Consider the following 15,134-nt stretch of genomic DNA (forward strand, 5'->3'; position numbering starts at 1 on the left):
ACATCAGGAACGCTCATCAATAGATTTTTTTCACATTAACCTCGAGTTAATTTTTTCTTTAAGTACTGCAATAATCCAGAATCTCATGTGCGGCACTGTGCGCAATTCTAGATGACAATTGGTACCTTTTTGTCTTAAGTAGAGAAAACGCCGCTATGGGAGTTTTAGCACTGTTAAAATTGATTTCTGGTCGATGTCTGATTCATGCAGCCATTCGTGAACGGTAACTCCCCCACGTGAACGTCAAAGTGCAACCGCCACCGTCGTTCATACGGTCGATAACGCGCTCCCCAATAAATCCGGCCAGTTCGTTCAATGCCAGATTGCTGATGAGTATCGTCGGCTTCCTGCTTTCGTAGCGGGTGTTGATGACCTCGAACAAAATCATCTTTTCCGCTTCACTACCAAACTGCACACCTACCTCGTCGATGATGAGCAAGTCAGGTTGCGTATACCGCTTAATGACATCAGCTTCAGAGCACTCTGTGTTTTTGCTCCAGGTTGATTTAAATTCGCGGGCAATTCGCAGAACTGTCGTGAATAGCGCAGAACTTTGGTGCTCATTGATAACGTGCTTCGCAATGGCCAACGCCAGATGATTCTTGCCTGTACCGGGCTTTCCGCACATCACCAAACCTCCACCACGCTTAAGGCGTTCAGGCCAATGGGTTGCATAGGCGTTGCAAAGTTTTAAGCAACGTGCTGCATCGGGGTTAACTGGCTCGTAGTTATCCAGGGTGACATCAGCAAAGCGCGCGGGGAGGTTAAAATTATCCATAATAATCTGAATGTTATAGCGATTACACTGCTTTTCCTGCTCTACTTCGGCTTGCTGTAACTGAGATAATTTTTCTGTCAGGCAAGCAGGACATTCGGTTTTTGTCTCAATCCCCTTACCGTGGATGGACATCTTACGGCAGCGCTGTTTGAACATGCCGTGCCTGTCGCAGATGGCCTTCCTTTCCTCGTAAACCGTGTTTTCCAGTGGCTTAAGTGGTGCATTCAGGTCTGCCAGTTTTTGGCGCACGGTTGTAATTTCTGTGCTGTAGTTCATAGACAGTCCCTCGCCCAATCAGGTATTTGGGTAGTGCCGTAGTCCTTGCTGGAAAAGTTATCCGCGACAGATTGGGGATTGGTTTGCTGGGTTCGTGCGGGTTGATGAGGCTCGAAAAGTCCATGCCAGCCGTTGGCGATACTGGTGTTGATAATTTCTTCAGGCTGATGTCCGTTATCGCGGCACTTGCCTAGCAGCTTGATAGCCTGAGTCACCGTCTGCTGGGATTTAATCGGCTTGTTGATTTCCTTGCGGTACTGTACCCAAGAATCCCAGATTGGTTTGGGTAGCCAAGCAGGAAGTTCTACCAAGCTTGGGTCAAACGATTTTGATTTTGCCAAAGGAGGGGTTTGGGGTGGTTTATGTTTTAATATATTTCTTTCCTTTCTTTTATGTTTAGCTGATTCGGCTAAACTCTCATTAGCTGATTTAGCTAAACTCATATTAGCCGTTTCAGCTAATGTGTAGCTATTTTGGCAACCATTAGCCAATTCGGTAATGTTTAGCTGATTTGGCTTATTTTTATTAGCCGTTTTAGCTAATGTTTCATTATCATTAGCTATTTTGGCTAACCCTTGCTGATTTGGCTTAACTTTATTAGCTGTTTCAGCTAAACTTTTATTGAAACTCCACTCATGATAATTTTGATTTATGGATACTTCATTATTGTGTTTAAATATCATATTCATGTTTTCAAGTTCCTTCCTAACTTTACTGACATGCGTATGATGGATCGCCGTCATTTTCCCTATCCGCGTATTTTCAATGTGTGCATACTGTTTATTCCAACCGATAGTCAGTCGGTGAATAGCATCAAATACCTTATATTGCCGAAATGTAAGAGGCGCACGTAGTAATGTTTCTTTTAACTCATTATCCCACTTAGTAAATCCAATATCGCTTCCCGTCATGAGAAACGCCTGTTCCTCATCTTTTGATTTAAAATAGGCATAGGTAACGTCAGTCATGACGAGGCTCCTGTAAATTATTTTCTTTAAATAAATAGGCGTTTGATAAGCTATTTCTCAATTCCCATTTATCGATTTCATGCAAAATGACATCCATGTCTTTGCACAGATAATCCAGAATTTCAGGTAGCCACGGGATAGGCCTAAATTCAGCTTCTCCAGCTTCAAGATACTTATAGATGTTAGCGGCGACTTCTCTTGCTCTAATAAGCTTGCTGTAGCTTTCTGAGCTAATTTCTAGCTTTATTTTTTCCTGCTGAGCACCGGAGATATCAACAATTCTCATGTTAATTTCCCTCCATGCCAGCGTGCACAGGTTGACGGCCAGCCCAGATTAGGAGGCTGTCTTTGAACATGGAGTTGAAGGTGCGGCGATCTTGACGTGTAAACGACACTTTGCCGTAAGGCGTGGTGGAGTATTCTGGGATAATCCAGTAGGTATCAATAAACTCGGGGCGAGTTAGGGTGGTAGCAACCATAGTGGTAGCCTCTCTTTGAAGTTTTCAAACCTCGCTCCCCGCTATCAAACAGGGTGGAGAGACGTAACGGGATTGATAGACCGGTCAAAGAGAAATCCGGCGAGCCTTTCAGCTCCCCCGTTACATCCCACCATTATTGGGGCATAACGCTGATTTCGGACGCAAAAACCGCATTGAAGCGGCCAATCATGTCCGCTCTTTGACTCGGGCTATCAAACCCGGCACCCGTTTTGTTAAGGTGCTGGGAACAATATAGCTCATGTTTCGTCCTTGTGTCAATGCTGGGCTAACGAAGTTACCGAACCGGTATACTCAGCGTGTTTAGCTCCGCTTCCGTCAACTTCCCATCCTGCAATCGCAAAACGTCCCATTTTGGGGTGATACCATTGGGTGCCGCGTGGCTCTGCTTCGCTCATCATGAGGTGGAGCGAGGAAACAAAATCGGCTTCATGAGCGACGGACATTTGTACAACCTGACCATGCGGCGTCCAGTGAGGGATTTTCTTACTCGGAACGCCCCACGCCATGACTAGCTGCTTATTTTTGGCATTGCTTAGGCCGTAAGTCGCTTGCAAATAGCTGTAGCCCTGATAGCCAGCAGGGATAGTACCTTGCTTGATATGGCCTATTTCCTCTACCACCTGTTCAACTTGCGTTTCCACCGATTTCAGGCGTCGTTCCTGAGCGACATTTGCCAGAGCCATAGCCGCGATTAACTCTGCCTGTGACTTAGGTGCAGCCTGTTGCTCCAGTTTATCAATCAGCGAGCGGCGAACTGCTTTCGATTCCCGGGCTGCAACGCGTAGGGCTTGCTTGAGGGTCATTATTATGACCTCTAAAGGCCGTCCTCCTGTCTCTCCAGAGGGTTTTACAAAACTTTTGTAAAACTCACCTTCAAGCTCGTCCTTGATTCGCTCAACAAAAACATTGTTGCGAATCGGCCGTTCGCCGTACTCCTTGCAAGTTTCGTTAACCATTGTCAGTAACCGCTGAGAGTCAATATCGTTACCACTATTAATTATTAAATCTTGTACATTCATTAAATTCTGCATAGTAATTCTTCCCGTTGATATGCTGGGTACGCTACACTTGCCAAAAGGAGGATCCGGTATATGGGCCAAGTTGCATTTGATACACAAGAATTCGTTGAAAAGCTGGAAAATTCTGGCTTAAACAGAGAACAGGCTAAGGCGATAACCCTTGTCGTTCGTGAATCACATGAAGTAGCAGACCTTGCTACTAAGCGCGATCTTGAGGATGTTCGCAAGGATATGGAACATCGCTTTGAAAAAGTTGAGGCGCAGATAGCCGATGTACGTAAGGATATTGCCCAGATAGATAAACGCCTTGATTTTTCTGAAAAAAGATTCGATCGCTTAGAAATTAAGTTTGACCGTCTTCAATGGTTTATACTCGCCGGTATCCTCAGTTTATTGTTTAAGGATCTGATACCTAAGCTATGGGGCGGTTAAGCCTAAAATGGAATATCATCACCCGGATATTCTGATTGATATTGCTGATATCCTCTTTCTACCGGCTTCCTCTCGTCTTTATCCTGTAGCATGGCAAGCTTCTTATCGATTGTTTGAGCGGGTAATCCGTTTAATTGCTCGTCTAATGTTTGTCGCGTTTGTGCGATGAAGGGCAAGAGAATGTCGAAACTATAAGTGTCTTGCCCGTTCGTTTTTGTTTTCAGTGTTTTTTGCAATACCAGCCCAACACGCTTATTGGTAAGCTCTGGCGCTATATGTGTGTGAGCATTAATCATTTTGGTTGTTAACTGCTGAACGCCTGCGCAGCCCATGATAGCGTTAATTATATTGACTCCGTATTTATTTGGCGTACCGTCTTTTTTCTTCGTATATACATTCAGGTAATTCGCTTTCTTTCCATCATCTGCTTCAACCGAAAATTCAATTGATTCAGCGCCACCGCTACTGGTCATATATTTTGCTTCCTGAATCGTGACAATATAAGCGCCAGATTCATTGATAAATGCACTTTGACCGGCAGCTAAGGCGGCTTCTTGGTTATACGTAAAGGTGATATTGTTCAAGATTCGTCTCTTTAAGACGCTATGGTCTGTTTTATTCTATTTTGGTGAATTGGATAAAGTGAAGAAACTGAGCGCGTCGCATCCTAAGTTGATTAATATCTTCCTCGTGATTTTTTCGATACAGCCTGTTTACAATTAATTGTCCACCCTCTGGAAAATCGGAACAGTAGCTGACAAAATCAACCCAATTACGACCTGTGCAATCAAGGTGGCCTATAAGTTGCCATTTGTAAGTTGGGTCAAAAGATTCGCGTTCCAAAGTGGCATAATGCACTGGTGCTGTAACAGACTTAATTTCAATAATCCCGTCATCTCCAATCAATCCATCAGGGCTATCACCATATTCACCACAGTCAAAAAATCCGCCATTGGTTACATCAACAAAATTTATTTCTTCGTATAGCCTTCTGGCTATTGGTTCCTGCTCGTGTCCGCGTAGCATGTGCTCATTGGTGAAACTAAAATCTGATTTTTTTCCTGTAATAATCTCTAGCGCAATTTGTAACGCATATCGCTTTGCCGGTTCGCCAAAAGTTTTCCCTGGTTGGCCATAAAAGAGCTAAACTGTGATGCAGTAACCTTTCCTAAACGAAGCGTATCCCACTCTTCCGTATTTTGCTGCACGTTATACCATTGCATTAGCGCACTCCTTCTTGAGGCGTTCCTGGTCTTCCAGCGACATCTCAACATGTGCTAATACTTTTTCTAGCGATTTATTATTGATGTAGCTTTGTTTGGCCTTTTCCCACATTTCAACCTGAGTTGGTGTTAATGTTTTTTTCTTGGTAATGGCTGGATAAATCCTTAATCCTTCGACATATTCACGTCCAAACTTGACATGTTCAACTCCAATCATCACGGTTAAATTCTGCCAGTCCTCGATAAATGACGAACCTGATATTTTTTTAATGACCTTGCTATTGGTTGCATTAAGAATCATTGGCTTAAGTTTTTCGTTTGGCCTGATTTGCTTTTCTTTGAAATAAGCGGTATTGAACTTGTCTTGAGTTTTCTTGGTTTTATCTAATTCCAGCACAACATGAGAGATGGTTAATACTGTCGGCTCAACAATATCGGCGCTGCTCAAATAAGGTGAATCGAACGCATTTCTATAATGCGTTTTGTCTTTCATTAAGCGGGTACCTCATAATGAGCATCTCTGCATCGCATCAGATATAAAATTTGTTCGACTTTCTGGGTAACATCGTACAAGACTTCATCGAATCCGTCGGTAGTTTCGAGTGCCAGTAGCCATGCGTCGTATTCATCGCCTTTATCTGTATCGGAGAGTTTTTGCGCAAGATAACCGTTGGTTAAACTTTCGTATAAATACTCCCCGCCCGGCTGACAGAATTCCTCTTCTTCAACCGTTAATTTTTTCAGTGCGCGAAGAATTTCATTTTCAGTTTGAATTTCCATGCTGCTTCCTTCTTCGGCGATAGCGGTTGTTAATACTGAGTTAAATGATTTATTCAGATACGTTATAGCTTATGTCATCATTTCGCATGACATATTCGTATTGCGCAGCCAAATTCACTAACTCGATTGGTAATAATTGAAGATTAGGATATTTTTCTAATGCGAGTTTCCAGGCTTGATATCGACATCCTGCGGTTTTTTGAGTAAGCAACCTGGCGACATCACCGTCACGCAAAGATTCATACAAGTCTTTTGCATCTTCGATACAGATTTCTTTTTCTTCTACCGTTAATTTATCCACAGCAGTGAATATAGAGTTTTTCGTTAATGTTTCCATCATTGAACCTTTGCATTGGTTATAAATGTTTTATAGTGCATCATTGCCGCTAATCCTTAGCCCGCCGAGCACCCGACGCATGGTTTAAAGTCGCGCCGTTCGACTATGTTGAAAACGACTACCTGTACACCTATCGATGTACGCTAGTTCAATTTGTTAAAGAGCAGTTCACAGCCCTGAACGCTAGCTATGAGCTTTTGTTCAAACTTCTTGCTTGGTTCACAATCCAAGCCACTTAAGCCAAGCATCACGTTCTTCTGCGGGACGGTTGTAATAAGCTTCAAGGACTCTGCGATTAAATTCTGAGATGACTACCCAACGTTCCCCAACACGCGCCGCAGCTGCCTCAGGATCGGTTAACTCGACAACAGGTAATTTGTTGTTGATTATCATCTTCCTGACAGCGGCTTCTGGCTTTCCGAGTAGCTCGGAAAACTTTTCAATGCTTACTGCGTCAAGCGGATATTTAACCTCGTAGTCATTCTTAATCATCCGATCCCCATATACTCCAAAGTGCTTCTAGGTACTTCTAGGTTGCTCTAAGTCCTTTAAATCTCAAAACAGAGCTTGACATCTGTTATGCTTAACGCTGGGTACATTTGCCTTAATTGACCTAATTTGTGGTGGATTTCTCGGCATTTGCTTAAAAAACATCCTTTATAAAGGATGTTTTGAACATAATAATCCTGAGGAAAGGATGATGTCAAGTGAGTATGGAAAAAAACTAAAAGATATTCGTCATGCAGAAGGGCTTACTCAGCCAGAATTTTCAGCATTAACTGGTATAAGCCTTGGAGCAATACGAAATTACGAAACAGGACAGAGTGGAGTAGGGTTAAACGTTATTGATAAAATTGTGAAACACCCTAAATTGAATAAATACACTATGTGGCTAATGTCCGATAAAACAGCACCAAGTGCCGGACAAATTGAACCGGCTTTCTCTCTCAGTGACTCAGAGGTCTCGGAGAAGAAGGATCAAAGAAAATCCTTCCATACGAAGGAGAATGGTTGTTAACATTATATGATTTCTGGATGATCGCAGAAGCAATAATCATATAATTTATAAGGTCATTGTTGAGCAAAGGAATTAATTCAATAAAATACAACTTCGAGGTGGCAGGAATTTATTATGACAATAAAGATGGAACATTACGAAAAGATATTATAAAAAAATTTAGATATTGACGACTACACTAAAATCAATGTCAGTTTAATTCGTCACAGTGGAAACAAGCACGACAGAAATGCAATAGGTGTTTATATTTCAAAATCAGGATTTTTTGGATTCAATAACTTAATGATTGGCTTTGTTCCTCGTGAAGATGCTAAAGAAATATCGCCAATGTTAAAAGAAGGCGGAGAAATTATATCGACTGAAATTTACAAAGTATGGCTGCCTTCATGGAGTGATGATGCCACACCGTATGTTCATATCACCATCAATACTAATTGGACAGAAAATGATGTTGAAGAAATGTACAAACGTATCAATGTACAAACGTATTAGAGATGAGCGAAGAAAAAATCGTCTTAAAAAAAGACTATGTCATCCGCAACTGATAAAAATAATGTAATAACTAAAAAAGTAATAAACTACATGCTCAATATAGCAATATTGATTCTTGTTTATTTTGTAATATTCAAATAAAATACATACTTAATTAACTTGAAGATGTAGGGGGGTGAAGCTAAATAGCCTTACTACCCACGCCTTCTGCTGGATAAGCGACTGCATCTTGAATTATTTTGAGTATAGCTTCTTTTCTCATAGTTTATCTAGTTCATCATCCGTTAGGCTGGTAGATATCTTAATGACAGAACGATCTACACCGTTAGCAAGAAGTTGTTTTGCCAATTGTCGAGTAGCTTGTTGTCTGCCTTCGTTAACCCCATCCTGTCGGCCTAGCTGGTAGCCTTCATGCTTGCCTTTTTCGCGGCCTTTTGCTTCAAGTTGCTCTGCAATCGTCATAAAATCCTCCCGGTAAGTCGGTGCTTTTTCCGCAAGGGTTCGTATGAATCCCTCGCCGTCAATCGTATTTCCTGCTTGAGCTATATAATATAATAAACTCCTGCATTGTTCTTTGGAATACTGCCATGTTTCTATTAGATTAGCTAATTCTACGGCAAGTTCCAACATATCGCGGGTTCGGATGTGCTTTTGTACAAGTTGCAAGAGTGCTACCCGGCGGTGCGTCAGGATTTCCTCATCCGGTATCGTGGTAATATCAACCAGCGGGAATGCTTGCCTATAGACTGATTCTGCCAGTTCAGGGTCAGCAAAGCAATCGAACCATTGGGTGCTGTACGGATAGGGCGACGTTGTGCCATGGTAAAACAGGAGGGGGATTACAACAGGCAAAGAGTCATTGCCTTGTTCAAGGTGCCGTTGCATGGCGGCCATGCTATAACGCATTAAACGCCACGCCATCAGTTTCTCGGGCCTACTCTGGTGCTCGAGCAATGTGTATATATAGCCTTTCCCTGCATTCGTCTGCACAGAGTATAGCATATCTGAACACTGGGTACGTAGATCGTCTTCGATAAAGCTACCTGATTCCATCGCAAGAGTGCTGAAATCGCAGCGCTCCCGAAGATGAGGTGGTAAATGTACCTCCAAAAAGTCCCGAGCTACAGCAATATCGCCAAGAAACTTTTTGAACAGTGCATCATGTTGGGATAGTGATGATTTTGTCATGGGTGTAGTATACCGCGTTAAGGGGATAATCTACCATTGAAATTACTGAAGCTCAAATAAGCCGGATCGCTTCTCATGGATGTCACCAGCAGCTATCTAGCGTGGGCGGAGTTTTTTCACTGAGTAACCCGTTGATTATTTAATTATTTTAGCTGCATAATGCACACAAATAAATAATTATATCCAAATATAACTATGTGTGGTTACTATGACTGCTGGCGGGCATTTCATCTTTGCTTTAGCAAGCGCTATTTTTGCGAAGAAATTGGAGTTATCACCAGCCTTAGCTCAAGGGAACTGGGGGCATATTATTATTGGTGGAATATTGACATGCCTGCTGCCAGACATTGATCACCCTAAATCTTTGTTAGGTCAGCGATTAAAATGGCTTTCTATGCCCATTGCCAAGGTGTTCGGTCATAGAGGTATTACTCACAGTTTTTTGGCTATTGCAGGGTGCAGCATATTTCTTTTTTCAGGCTTTTTGTCACGAATTATTATTCCAATACCGATAGACTTCGTCCATGCCATGGTCGTTGGCTATATTAGCCATGTTGTAGCCGATATGTTAACACCAGCAGGAGTACCGTTGCTATGGCCATGTCGTTGGCGTTTTTGTATTCCAATATTGAGCCCCAGTAAATATCCGCTGTGGGAACGAGTATTTTGTGCATTCGTACTGGCATGTGCTTTTCTGTATCCCTTCGATATATTAATAATGAATAAATTATTGGTCATTGATTCTATACAGAATATATGGCAATGGGTACGTAAAAATTGATTTGAAATTGACTTTTACATAAGATATTGTTTCTATACTCAATAAACTTCAAGATACACGGCAAGGCCCTGCGAGAGACTTACTGTCCGTGCTTTCTACTGGATAGGTAGATGCATCTTGAAGTACGTTGAGTATATCCATCATAAAGCAAGTAATTTTTTTCCCCACTGTTCAATTATTTCTCGTTTTTCTCTTAGATAATCATACCTATCGTAATGTTTCGCTGACACACCTGGCCTTTTGTGATTTTGAAGTCTATCACGCATTTCCGCACTAATGCCCATATCCCCTGCTAGGGTTTTAAAGGTACAGCGAATATCTCTGGGTGTGAATTTATTAAAACCGGTTAATTTACAGAATTTACGGAGTTGTTTACTGTACTCAGCGGACAGCAAATGCCCTTCTTTTGTATTGCCCGGAAAAAGAAACACCGCGTCTGGATATTTTTTTCTCTGCCGTTTCAGAATCTCAGTGGCGCTTTGATTCAGTGGGATAATGTGGAAATCACTATTTTTTGATATGTGAGGGGGTACTGTAAGGGTTTTATTTTTTTCATCCCATTGATCACAAGTATTGGTCATTATTTCCCACGGGCGCTGCCCGGCGCTAAAGATACACAGCAGGGTCAATTGAGCGAAGTCTGGATGAATGGGGCAGGCTGATTCCGTTACCGCAAGCAATCGTAATAGCTCGCTGAGTTCGTCCCATGACAAAAAACGATCAAGCGCCTTATCTACACGTTTTTGCAGTGGAATGACGCTTACCGGGTTTCGGTCAAGCCCGTAAATGGTTTTTCCGTTAATGTTGGCCGGATCGTTGTCCGCGAATAACCCAAAATTGAATACAGCATGAAGGTTAGCTCTAACTTTATTTGCCCCGGAGTTTGCTCCACGTTCTATAAACTCTGCAAGAACACGCTTGATCTGAACGGCTGTTATTTCCTTAGCGGGTGTAGCCGGATCAATGTATTTACTGCTTAACACTTGGTTGAGCCTATTGCTTGTTTTGTCATAAGAGCGATTTCCCAGCTTTTTTTGAGTAGTGATGTAATCGTCAAACAATTGTTTTATAGTGGCGTGTTCAGCAATAGACTTTTCTGGGGTGGTGATATTGGCGGCGGCGGTGAGAGCTTTTGCGGTTGCTTCTGCGAGGGCTACAGTGGGATAATCTCCCAGAGAAAGGAATTTGCGAGCACCATCTTTATGGTACTTGTAAACAAAAATCTTCCTACCAGAAGGGTAAATTTTCAGACCCAAACGTCCTGTACCTCTGGTGGCTGATAATTGCCACACGTAATACGCTTGCTCTTTGGGTTTAATACCTTTGATCTTGCTGTCAGTGAGTAATATTCCTGCCATTACGGGTGTCGTTATGGTGAAATACTATGTCATAAAGTGAAATCAGACAACATGTAAAAATCTTTTTATTACAGTAGGTTGAAACTGAATGGAATCATCTGTTATGAGTTAAAACAAGAAGTTATCGCCCTTCTAAGCCGTAGATCACAGGTGCGAGCCCTGTAGGGCGTACCATTTTAAGTTCTCCCAGACTCTACCGAATTCAACAAAACCCCGTTATATTCATTGATACCACAAGGATTTTCTGTCGCTGAGCTCCACCGAGGTCAACCCAGCATACCGGAAATCAAGTCGATGTTGGGGGCCTATATGGGGGCTCTTCTTGTTCAATGACTATTAGGGGCCCCCACCATGCCACTTAATGCTCGACAGATAGAAACCGCCAAACCACAAGACAAAGAATACAAACTCACTGACGGCGCAGGCTTTTATCTTCTGATAAAGCCGAACGGAGCCAAATACTGGCGTTTGAAGTACTGCGTTGCAGGGAAAGAGAAAAAATTATCTATCGGTGTTTATCCTGATATCTCGCTGGCAGAAGCGAGACTAAAACGGCATGAGGCTCGAAAAATCGTCGCCTCAGGTGGCGATCCTAGTGAACAAAAGCAGGTCGAAAGACAGGCAAAGAAAATCAATATCAATAACACCTTCAAAGCCATCGCTCTCGAATGGCGTGAATATAAGCGCCCTAACTGGTCGAAAGGCTATGCAGAAGACCTGATGGAAGCCTTTGAGAACGACATCTTCCCTGATATCGGCAAACGTCCTGTTGCTGAAATTAAGCCGCCGGAGATTCTAACCACACTGCGCAAACTGGAAAAACGCGGCGTATTGGACAAATTGCGAAAAATCAGACAGGCCTGCAATCAAGTGTTCCGTTACGCCATCGTCACTGGTCGAGCGGAAAACAACCCAGCATCAGAACTGGCAAGCGCCCTTCCCCAACCCAAAGCCACGCACTACCCTCACTTATTGCCTGATGAACTGCCAGATTTTCTACGCGCTTTATCAACTTATTCGGGTAGTAAGGTCACACAACTGGCAACACGTATCCTAATGCTTACTGGCGTGCGCACTATCGAATTACGACAAGCAGAATGGAAGGAGTTTGATTTTGAGAAACAGCTTTGGGAAGTACCGAAAAAACGCATGAAAATGCGCCGCCCTCACCTCGTTCCCCTCTCCGATCAAGTGATCGATGCGCTGCAACAGCTCTATGCCGTTACCGGACGCTACAACCTGGTTTTCCCTGGACGTAACGACATTACGAAACCGATGAGTGAAGCCAGTATTAATCAGGTACTGAAACGGATTGGTTATCATGGAAAAGCGACAGGACACGACTTTCGCCACACGATGAGCACCATACTACATGAGCAAGGCTATAACACCGCCTGGATCGAATTGCAACTTGCCCATGTAGATAAGAACACAATTCGTGGGACGTATAACCATGCGCAGTATTTGGAACAGCGGAGAGGCATGTTGCAGTGGTATGAGGATTTTGTTGATGGCCTGGAGCATGAGGATGCAAGGAAGGTTGTGGAGATAGGGAACCGAAAATAGGCAAGGGGATAATTAGCCGGAGTTGTTCCGGCTTTCACACGGTGGTATGTAGTTCGCTGATTGAACCGGGATCACGCTAGAGAGATGCGATGGAACAGGAATATCCAAATGCATATCAGAAGATAACGCTGAATATCAAATGGGTTAGCCATTGCTCAACAAGATACTGATCTGCGGCAAAATGTGGCTAAATCTGATAGTCGGTTGTGAGCGAAGAACGGACCTAAGATTGTTAAGTGTTGAGCTGTGAGGATCAGAGCAAGACGACCATGCCAGCTTCGATGAATATGAGTCGCTACACCTATGATGTGACTACGTGCTTTGATAAACTGATGACATTTCCATTGAGAAGATTTTACACCAGACAAAAATTTATTAAATTAGAATGAGGTAAAAATGGATTTTTCCAGCTTTATTAAGCCAGAAGCACTTGAGAGCATTGATCTGGAGCAAAGCCCCATAGGCTTCTGCATCCACACCACAGTTCTCCATTTCAATAATAGTTTTATTCAGAGCGGTAAAGATCTTCTAGATAACTTCATCAAAGAGCATTCAGGTGTCAAAAAATGGATCCTCTCTCCAGACTATGCATTTTATGACTCTAATAAAAAAACGATGTAGTGACATTTTCTTTATTCCCACATCTTGCACACATTAACTAAATGTCTGAGTGCATAAATTTAATGGCGCCTTCAGATATCAAAAATGTCAGCTCAGTCAGCGATGAATTCATCTCCTTCCTAAAGGAAGGTCCGGTGTTTAATATTTCCCTTATCCTTGATCGAGATCGAAGAATGCACGGTGACGAGAGGAAATATCATTTGCACAGGTTTGAATCGATGATTAATCTTTTCAAATATTGGTGCAAATCCACACCTGAGGGAAAAGACAACTATAAAAAAAGAATTTCAAAACTGAAACAAGCGAAAAATTTAGTTAGTTCCCCAGGCGTTAATTTACGGCTATTTAGAGATATTGAAATGGTTGCAAATCTAGCAGCATATTTCCTTACTGAAGTGAGTGTTTCAGCGAATGTTGAAATCATCTCTTGGCTCTCAGATCGCGACAATATGTTAACTTTTAAACATAAAAGAATTGGCGATTTCATGCTTGAACAAGTGAGTACTGCATATCATGTATTGTGCATAAACAACGGCATAGGTCCTGCAGGGAAATTATTGCTAGTTAAGCCAGATACAATGGGTGAGCTATTATATGACAGCTTTATACGAGTGCCTGACTACATTGCAGGTACTCTCGCTGACTTTGATTTCGAAAAACAAGAAACAACGCATTCGAAATTTGAAAAAATCAAGAATGGTACATTTGCTGAAGAATGTAGAAACATCTCCTATCAACTGTTTTTCCATCCTAACGTTAAGGCTCACAGGCTTACGTGGTGAGTTGAGGTGATAGAGTAAAAAGCATCCTCAAAATGAATAAAAGAGATATGCGGATAAATAAATATTGGGAAAGCTTCACTTCTTAGAAAAAATGCTTTCCCATTTTTCTGAGCCCTATAATAGCCTATTATAGGTAAGTTATTTACTACATCAAATCATCCACGCAAGTCATTATCGAACGAGCCAAGTTGATAGCAAGCCGAGCATCAGCCTCATTAAGCAATGACGAGTTTGCGTGGGCTAGACTGTTATGATTGCGAAGCTCATTTATTCCCTTAAGAATTGAGTTAGCAGATCTTAACATTTTAAATACAGTATCATTTCTTTTATCTGTATTATTACCTTTATAGTAACTCATTATCAGAGGCAAAAGACCATCAACCGAATCACAGGTACTATTATATCTAATTACATGATTGTCACAGATTTGTTTCAAAGAACCATACAGGGCTGTGTGGATCCCGTCATAAGCTGAATCTGGGCCAGTTTCTTTCAGCAGAATCTCAGCATCAGCCAGCGCTTTCTGAATGGTATCGTTCACGTTTCTCACAGGAGACGCTTGGACATTTCTTTGAGATTCATTACTCACGGCATAGTCTATTTCTGAATATAATTCAGCGTCATTCCTTTGAATAATTTTTTCCATTCCGCAGCGTTTCCATAGGGTGTTCAGATTATCGGGATTACGGCCTAACACCTCTTCAATTGCAATCTGACAGGCTGCGGACAAGTTTTCATTTTTATAGGCGACATGGCTGAAAAAACTCGGGATGTCTTCTGGAACATCCTCGCAATCCGTCTCAGCAAACATGCTATTCCAGTCACCGGATTCCCAGTTTTCAGAGAGGATAGTAGCCAGTCTAAGACAATATTTTCTTTCTAACATAGATTATCCCTTTTTATTATCGTATCTACGATTTCGTGAACGTGATTGTAAAATAAATAATATAGTTTTTTAACATGTTACGTAACAACTTCAGCAAACCATTGGCTGCGTTTTACACCACTCATACAT

General features: G+C 42.2%; 21 protein-coding genes. 7 read left to right on the forward strand and 14 right to left on the reverse strand.

Annotation, left to right across the window (positions count from 1 at the left end; all coding sequences use genetic code 11):
• Positions 1-202: 202 nt before the first annotated feature.
• From ACMZI0_RS10460 to ACMZI0_RS10480, 5 genes are all read right to left on the reverse strand, one after another.
• Complete coding sequence (locus ACMZI0_RS10460) at positions 203-1,054, reverse strand: ATP-binding protein (protein ID WP_415672885.1); 852 nt, start codon at positions 1,052-1,054, stop codon at positions 203-205.
• Entirely contained in the window at positions 1,051-2,022 is a 972-nt protein-coding gene (locus ACMZI0_RS10465; RefSeq protein WP_415672886.1) for a replication protein, read from the reverse strand. The genes ACMZI0_RS10460 and ACMZI0_RS10465 overlap by 4 nt, the downstream gene beginning before the upstream one ends.
• Positions 2,015-2,308 (reverse strand): hypothetical protein, encoded by a 294-nt coding sequence (locus tag ACMZI0_RS10470; RefSeq protein WP_415672887.1) that lies wholly within the window; start codon positions 2,306-2,308, stop codon positions 2,015-2,017. The genes ACMZI0_RS10465 and ACMZI0_RS10470 overlap by 8 nt, the downstream gene beginning before the upstream one ends.
• Before the next feature lies 1 nt (position 2,309).
• A complete protein-coding gene (locus tag ACMZI0_RS10475; RefSeq protein ID WP_415672888.1) occupies positions 2,310-2,501 on the reverse strand; it encodes a hypothetical protein in 192 nt (63 codons plus the stop codon).
• A 275-nt stretch (positions 2,502-2,776) separates the two neighbouring features.
• Positions 2,777-3,553, reverse strand: coding sequence for a hypothetical protein (locus tag ACMZI0_RS10480; protein ID WP_415672889.1), 777 nt, complete (start codon positions 3,551-3,553; stop codon positions 2,777-2,779).
• 60 nt (positions 3,554-3,613) lie between these two features.
• On the opposite strand from ACMZI0_RS10480, the gene ACMZI0_RS10485 reads away from it, so the two are divergent.
• Entirely contained in the window at positions 3,614-3,973 is a 360-nt protein-coding gene (locus ACMZI0_RS10485; protein ID WP_415672890.1) for a DUF1640 domain-containing protein, read from the forward strand.
• Positions 3,974-3,975: 2 nt separating this feature from the next.
• Here the strand turns inward: ACMZI0_RS10485 and ACMZI0_RS10490 are convergent, their stop codons facing one another.
• The 6 genes from ACMZI0_RS10490 to ACMZI0_RS10515 all read right to left on the reverse strand — a co-directional run bounded on the left by ACMZI0_RS10490 (position 3,976) and on the right by ACMZI0_RS10515 (position 6,805).
• Positions 3,976-4,557: a DUF669 domain-containing protein gene (locus tag ACMZI0_RS10490; RefSeq protein ID WP_415672891.1), complete on the reverse strand. Its 582-nt coding sequence runs from the start codon at positions 4,555-4,557 to the stop codon at positions 3,976-3,978.
• A 31-nt stretch (positions 4,558-4,588) separates the two neighbouring features.
• Positions 4,589-5,056, reverse strand: a complete 468-nt coding sequence (locus tag ACMZI0_RS10495) for a YqaJ viral recombinase family protein (RefSeq protein ID WP_415672973.1) — start codon at positions 5,054-5,056, stop codon at positions 4,589-4,591.
• A 126-nt stretch (positions 5,057-5,182) separates the two neighbouring features.
• Positions 5,183-5,689, reverse strand: a complete 507-nt coding sequence (locus ACMZI0_RS10500) for a hypothetical protein (RefSeq protein ID WP_415672892.1) — start codon at positions 5,687-5,689, stop codon at positions 5,183-5,185.
• A complete protein-coding gene (locus ACMZI0_RS10505; RefSeq protein WP_415672893.1) occupies positions 5,689-5,976 on the reverse strand; it encodes a hypothetical protein in 288 nt (95 codons plus the stop codon). The genes ACMZI0_RS10500 and ACMZI0_RS10505 overlap by 1 nt, the downstream gene beginning before the upstream one ends.
• A gap of 49 nt (positions 5,977-6,025) precedes the next feature.
• A complete protein-coding gene (locus ACMZI0_RS10510; protein WP_415672894.1) occupies positions 6,026-6,316 on the reverse strand; it encodes a hypothetical protein in 291 nt (96 codons plus the stop codon).
• 216 nt (positions 6,317-6,532) lie between these two features.
• Entirely contained in the window at positions 6,533-6,805 is a 273-nt protein-coding gene (locus ACMZI0_RS10515) for a Cox family DNA-binding protein (protein ID WP_415672895.1), read from the reverse strand.
• A gap of 205 nt (positions 6,806-7,010) precedes the next feature.
• On the opposite strand from ACMZI0_RS10515, the gene ACMZI0_RS10520 reads away from it, so the two are divergent.
• On the forward strand, positions 7,011-7,331 hold the full coding sequence (locus ACMZI0_RS10520; RefSeq protein WP_415672896.1) for a helix-turn-helix domain-containing protein: 321 nt from the start codon (positions 7,011-7,013) through the stop codon (positions 7,329-7,331).
• A gap of 198 nt (positions 7,332-7,529) precedes the next feature.
• Positions 7,530-7,823 carry an HIRAN domain-containing protein gene (locus ACMZI0_RS10525; RefSeq protein WP_415672974.1) on the forward strand — a complete coding sequence of 98 codons (294 nt, stop codon included), beginning with the start codon at positions 7,530-7,532 and terminating at the stop codon, positions 7,821-7,823.
• Positions 7,824-8,081: 258 nt separating this feature from the next.
• Here the strand turns inward: ACMZI0_RS10525 and ACMZI0_RS10530 are convergent, their stop codons facing one another.
• Positions 8,082-9,011, reverse strand: coding sequence for an Rpn family recombination-promoting nuclease/putative transposase (locus tag ACMZI0_RS10530; protein WP_415672897.1), 930 nt, complete (start codon positions 9,009-9,011; stop codon positions 8,082-8,084).
• Between the two features lie 208 nt (positions 9,012-9,219).
• On the opposite strand from ACMZI0_RS10530, the gene ACMZI0_RS10535 reads away from it, so the two are divergent.
• Entirely contained in the window at positions 9,220-9,792 is a 573-nt protein-coding gene (locus tag ACMZI0_RS10535; RefSeq protein ID WP_415672898.1) for a metal-dependent hydrolase, read from the forward strand.
• 140 nt (positions 9,793-9,932) lie between these two features.
• On the opposite strand, the gene ACMZI0_RS10540 is transcribed toward ACMZI0_RS10535, so the two are convergent.
• The gene (locus ACMZI0_RS10540; protein ID WP_415672899.1) at positions 9,933-11,150 is read right to left on the reverse strand and encodes a tyrosine-type recombinase/integrase; all 1,218 of its coding nucleotides are present in this window, start codon (positions 11,148-11,150) and stop codon (positions 9,933-9,935) included.
• 351 nt (positions 11,151-11,501) lie between these two features.
• Here ACMZI0_RS10540 and ACMZI0_RS10545 point away from each other — a divergent pair, with 351 nt between their 5' ends.
• The 3 genes from ACMZI0_RS10545 (at position 11,502) to ACMZI0_RS10555 (ending at position 14,119) form a co-directional block, all read left to right on the forward strand.
• Entirely contained in the window at positions 11,502-12,716 is a 1,215-nt protein-coding gene (locus ACMZI0_RS10545) for a tyrosine-type recombinase/integrase (RefSeq protein WP_415672900.1), read from the forward strand.
• A gap of 396 nt (positions 12,717-13,112) precedes the next feature.
• A complete protein-coding gene (locus ACMZI0_RS10550; protein WP_415672901.1) occupies positions 13,113-13,337 on the forward strand; it encodes a hypothetical protein in 225 nt (74 codons plus the stop codon).
• A gap of 62 nt (positions 13,338-13,399) precedes the next feature.
• Positions 13,400-14,119, forward strand: a complete 720-nt coding sequence (locus ACMZI0_RS10555; protein WP_415672902.1) for a hypothetical protein — start codon at positions 13,400-13,402, stop codon at positions 14,117-14,119.
• 145 nt (positions 14,120-14,264) lie between these two features.
• On the opposite strand, the gene ACMZI0_RS10560 is transcribed toward ACMZI0_RS10555, so the two are convergent.
• Positions 14,265-15,005: an abortive infection family protein gene (locus tag ACMZI0_RS10560; protein WP_415672903.1), complete on the reverse strand. Its 741-nt coding sequence runs from the start codon at positions 15,003-15,005 to the stop codon at positions 14,265-14,267.
• Positions 15,006-15,134 lie beyond the last annotated feature (129 nt).

The sequence above is a fragment of the Symbiopectobacterium sp. genome, assembly GCF_047692315.1.
GTDB lineage: Bacteria > Pseudomonadota > Gammaproteobacteria > Enterobacterales > Enterobacteriaceae > Symbiopectobacterium.

Coding starts and splice junctions, on each gene's coding strand:
- ACMZI0_RS10460 (WP_415672885.1), bottom strand. CDS start 1,054: ATGAACTACAGCACAGAAATTACAACCGTGCGCCAAAAACTGGCAGAC.
- ACMZI0_RS10465 (WP_415672886.1), bottom strand. CDS start 2,022: ATGACTGACGTTACCTATGCCTATTTTAAATCAAAAGATGAGGAACAG.
- ACMZI0_RS10470 (WP_415672887.1), bottom strand. CDS start 2,308: ATGAGAATTGTTGATATCTCCGGTGCTCAGCAGGAAAAAATAAAGCTA.
- ACMZI0_RS10475 (WP_415672888.1), bottom strand. CDS start 2,501: ATGGTTGCTACCACCCTAACTCGCCCCGAGTTTATTGATACCTACTGG.
- ACMZI0_RS10480 (WP_415672889.1), bottom strand. CDS start 3,553: ATGCAGAATTTAATGAATGTACAAGATTTAATAATTAATAGTGGTAAC.
- ACMZI0_RS10485 (WP_415672890.1), top strand. CDS start 3,614: ATGGGCCAAGTTGCATTTGATACACAAGAATTCGTTGAAAAGCTGGAA.
- ACMZI0_RS10500 (WP_415672892.1), bottom strand. CDS start 5,689: ATGAAAGACAAAACGCATTATAGAAATGCGTTCGATTCACCTTATTTG.
- ACMZI0_RS10505 (WP_415672893.1), bottom strand. CDS start 5,976: ATGGAAATTCAAACTGAAAATGAAATTCTTCGCGCACTGAAAAAATTA.
- ACMZI0_RS10510 (WP_415672894.1), bottom strand. CDS start 6,316: ATGATGGAAACATTAACGAAAAACTCTATATTCACTGCTGTGGATAAA.
- ACMZI0_RS10515 (WP_415672895.1), bottom strand. CDS start 6,805: ATGATTAAGAATGACTACGAGGTTAAATATCCGCTTGACGCAGTAAGC.
- ACMZI0_RS10520 (WP_415672896.1), top strand. CDS start 7,011: ATGATGTCAAGTGAGTATGGAAAAAAACTAAAAGATATTCGTCATGCA.
- ACMZI0_RS10530 (WP_415672897.1), bottom strand. CDS start 9,011: ATGACAAAATCATCACTATCCCAACATGATGCACTGTTCAAAAAGTTT.
- ACMZI0_RS10535 (WP_415672898.1), top strand. CDS start 9,220: ATGACTGCTGGCGGGCATTTCATCTTTGCTTTAGCAAGCGCTATTTTT.
- ACMZI0_RS10540 (WP_415672899.1), bottom strand. CDS start 11,150: ATGGCAGGAATATTACTCACTGACAGCAAGATCAAAGGTATTAAACCC.
- ACMZI0_RS10545 (WP_415672900.1), top strand. CDS start 11,502: ATGCCACTTAATGCTCGACAGATAGAAACCGCCAAACCACAAGACAAA.
- ACMZI0_RS10550 (WP_415672901.1), top strand. CDS start 13,113: ATGGATTTTTCCAGCTTTATTAAGCCAGAAGCACTTGAGAGCATTGAT.
- ACMZI0_RS10555 (WP_415672902.1), top strand. CDS start 13,400: ATGGCGCCTTCAGATATCAAAAATGTCAGCTCAGTCAGCGATGAATTC.
- ACMZI0_RS10560 (WP_415672903.1), bottom strand. CDS start 15,005: ATGTTAGAAAGAAAATATTGTCTTAGACTGGCTACTATCCTCTCTGAA.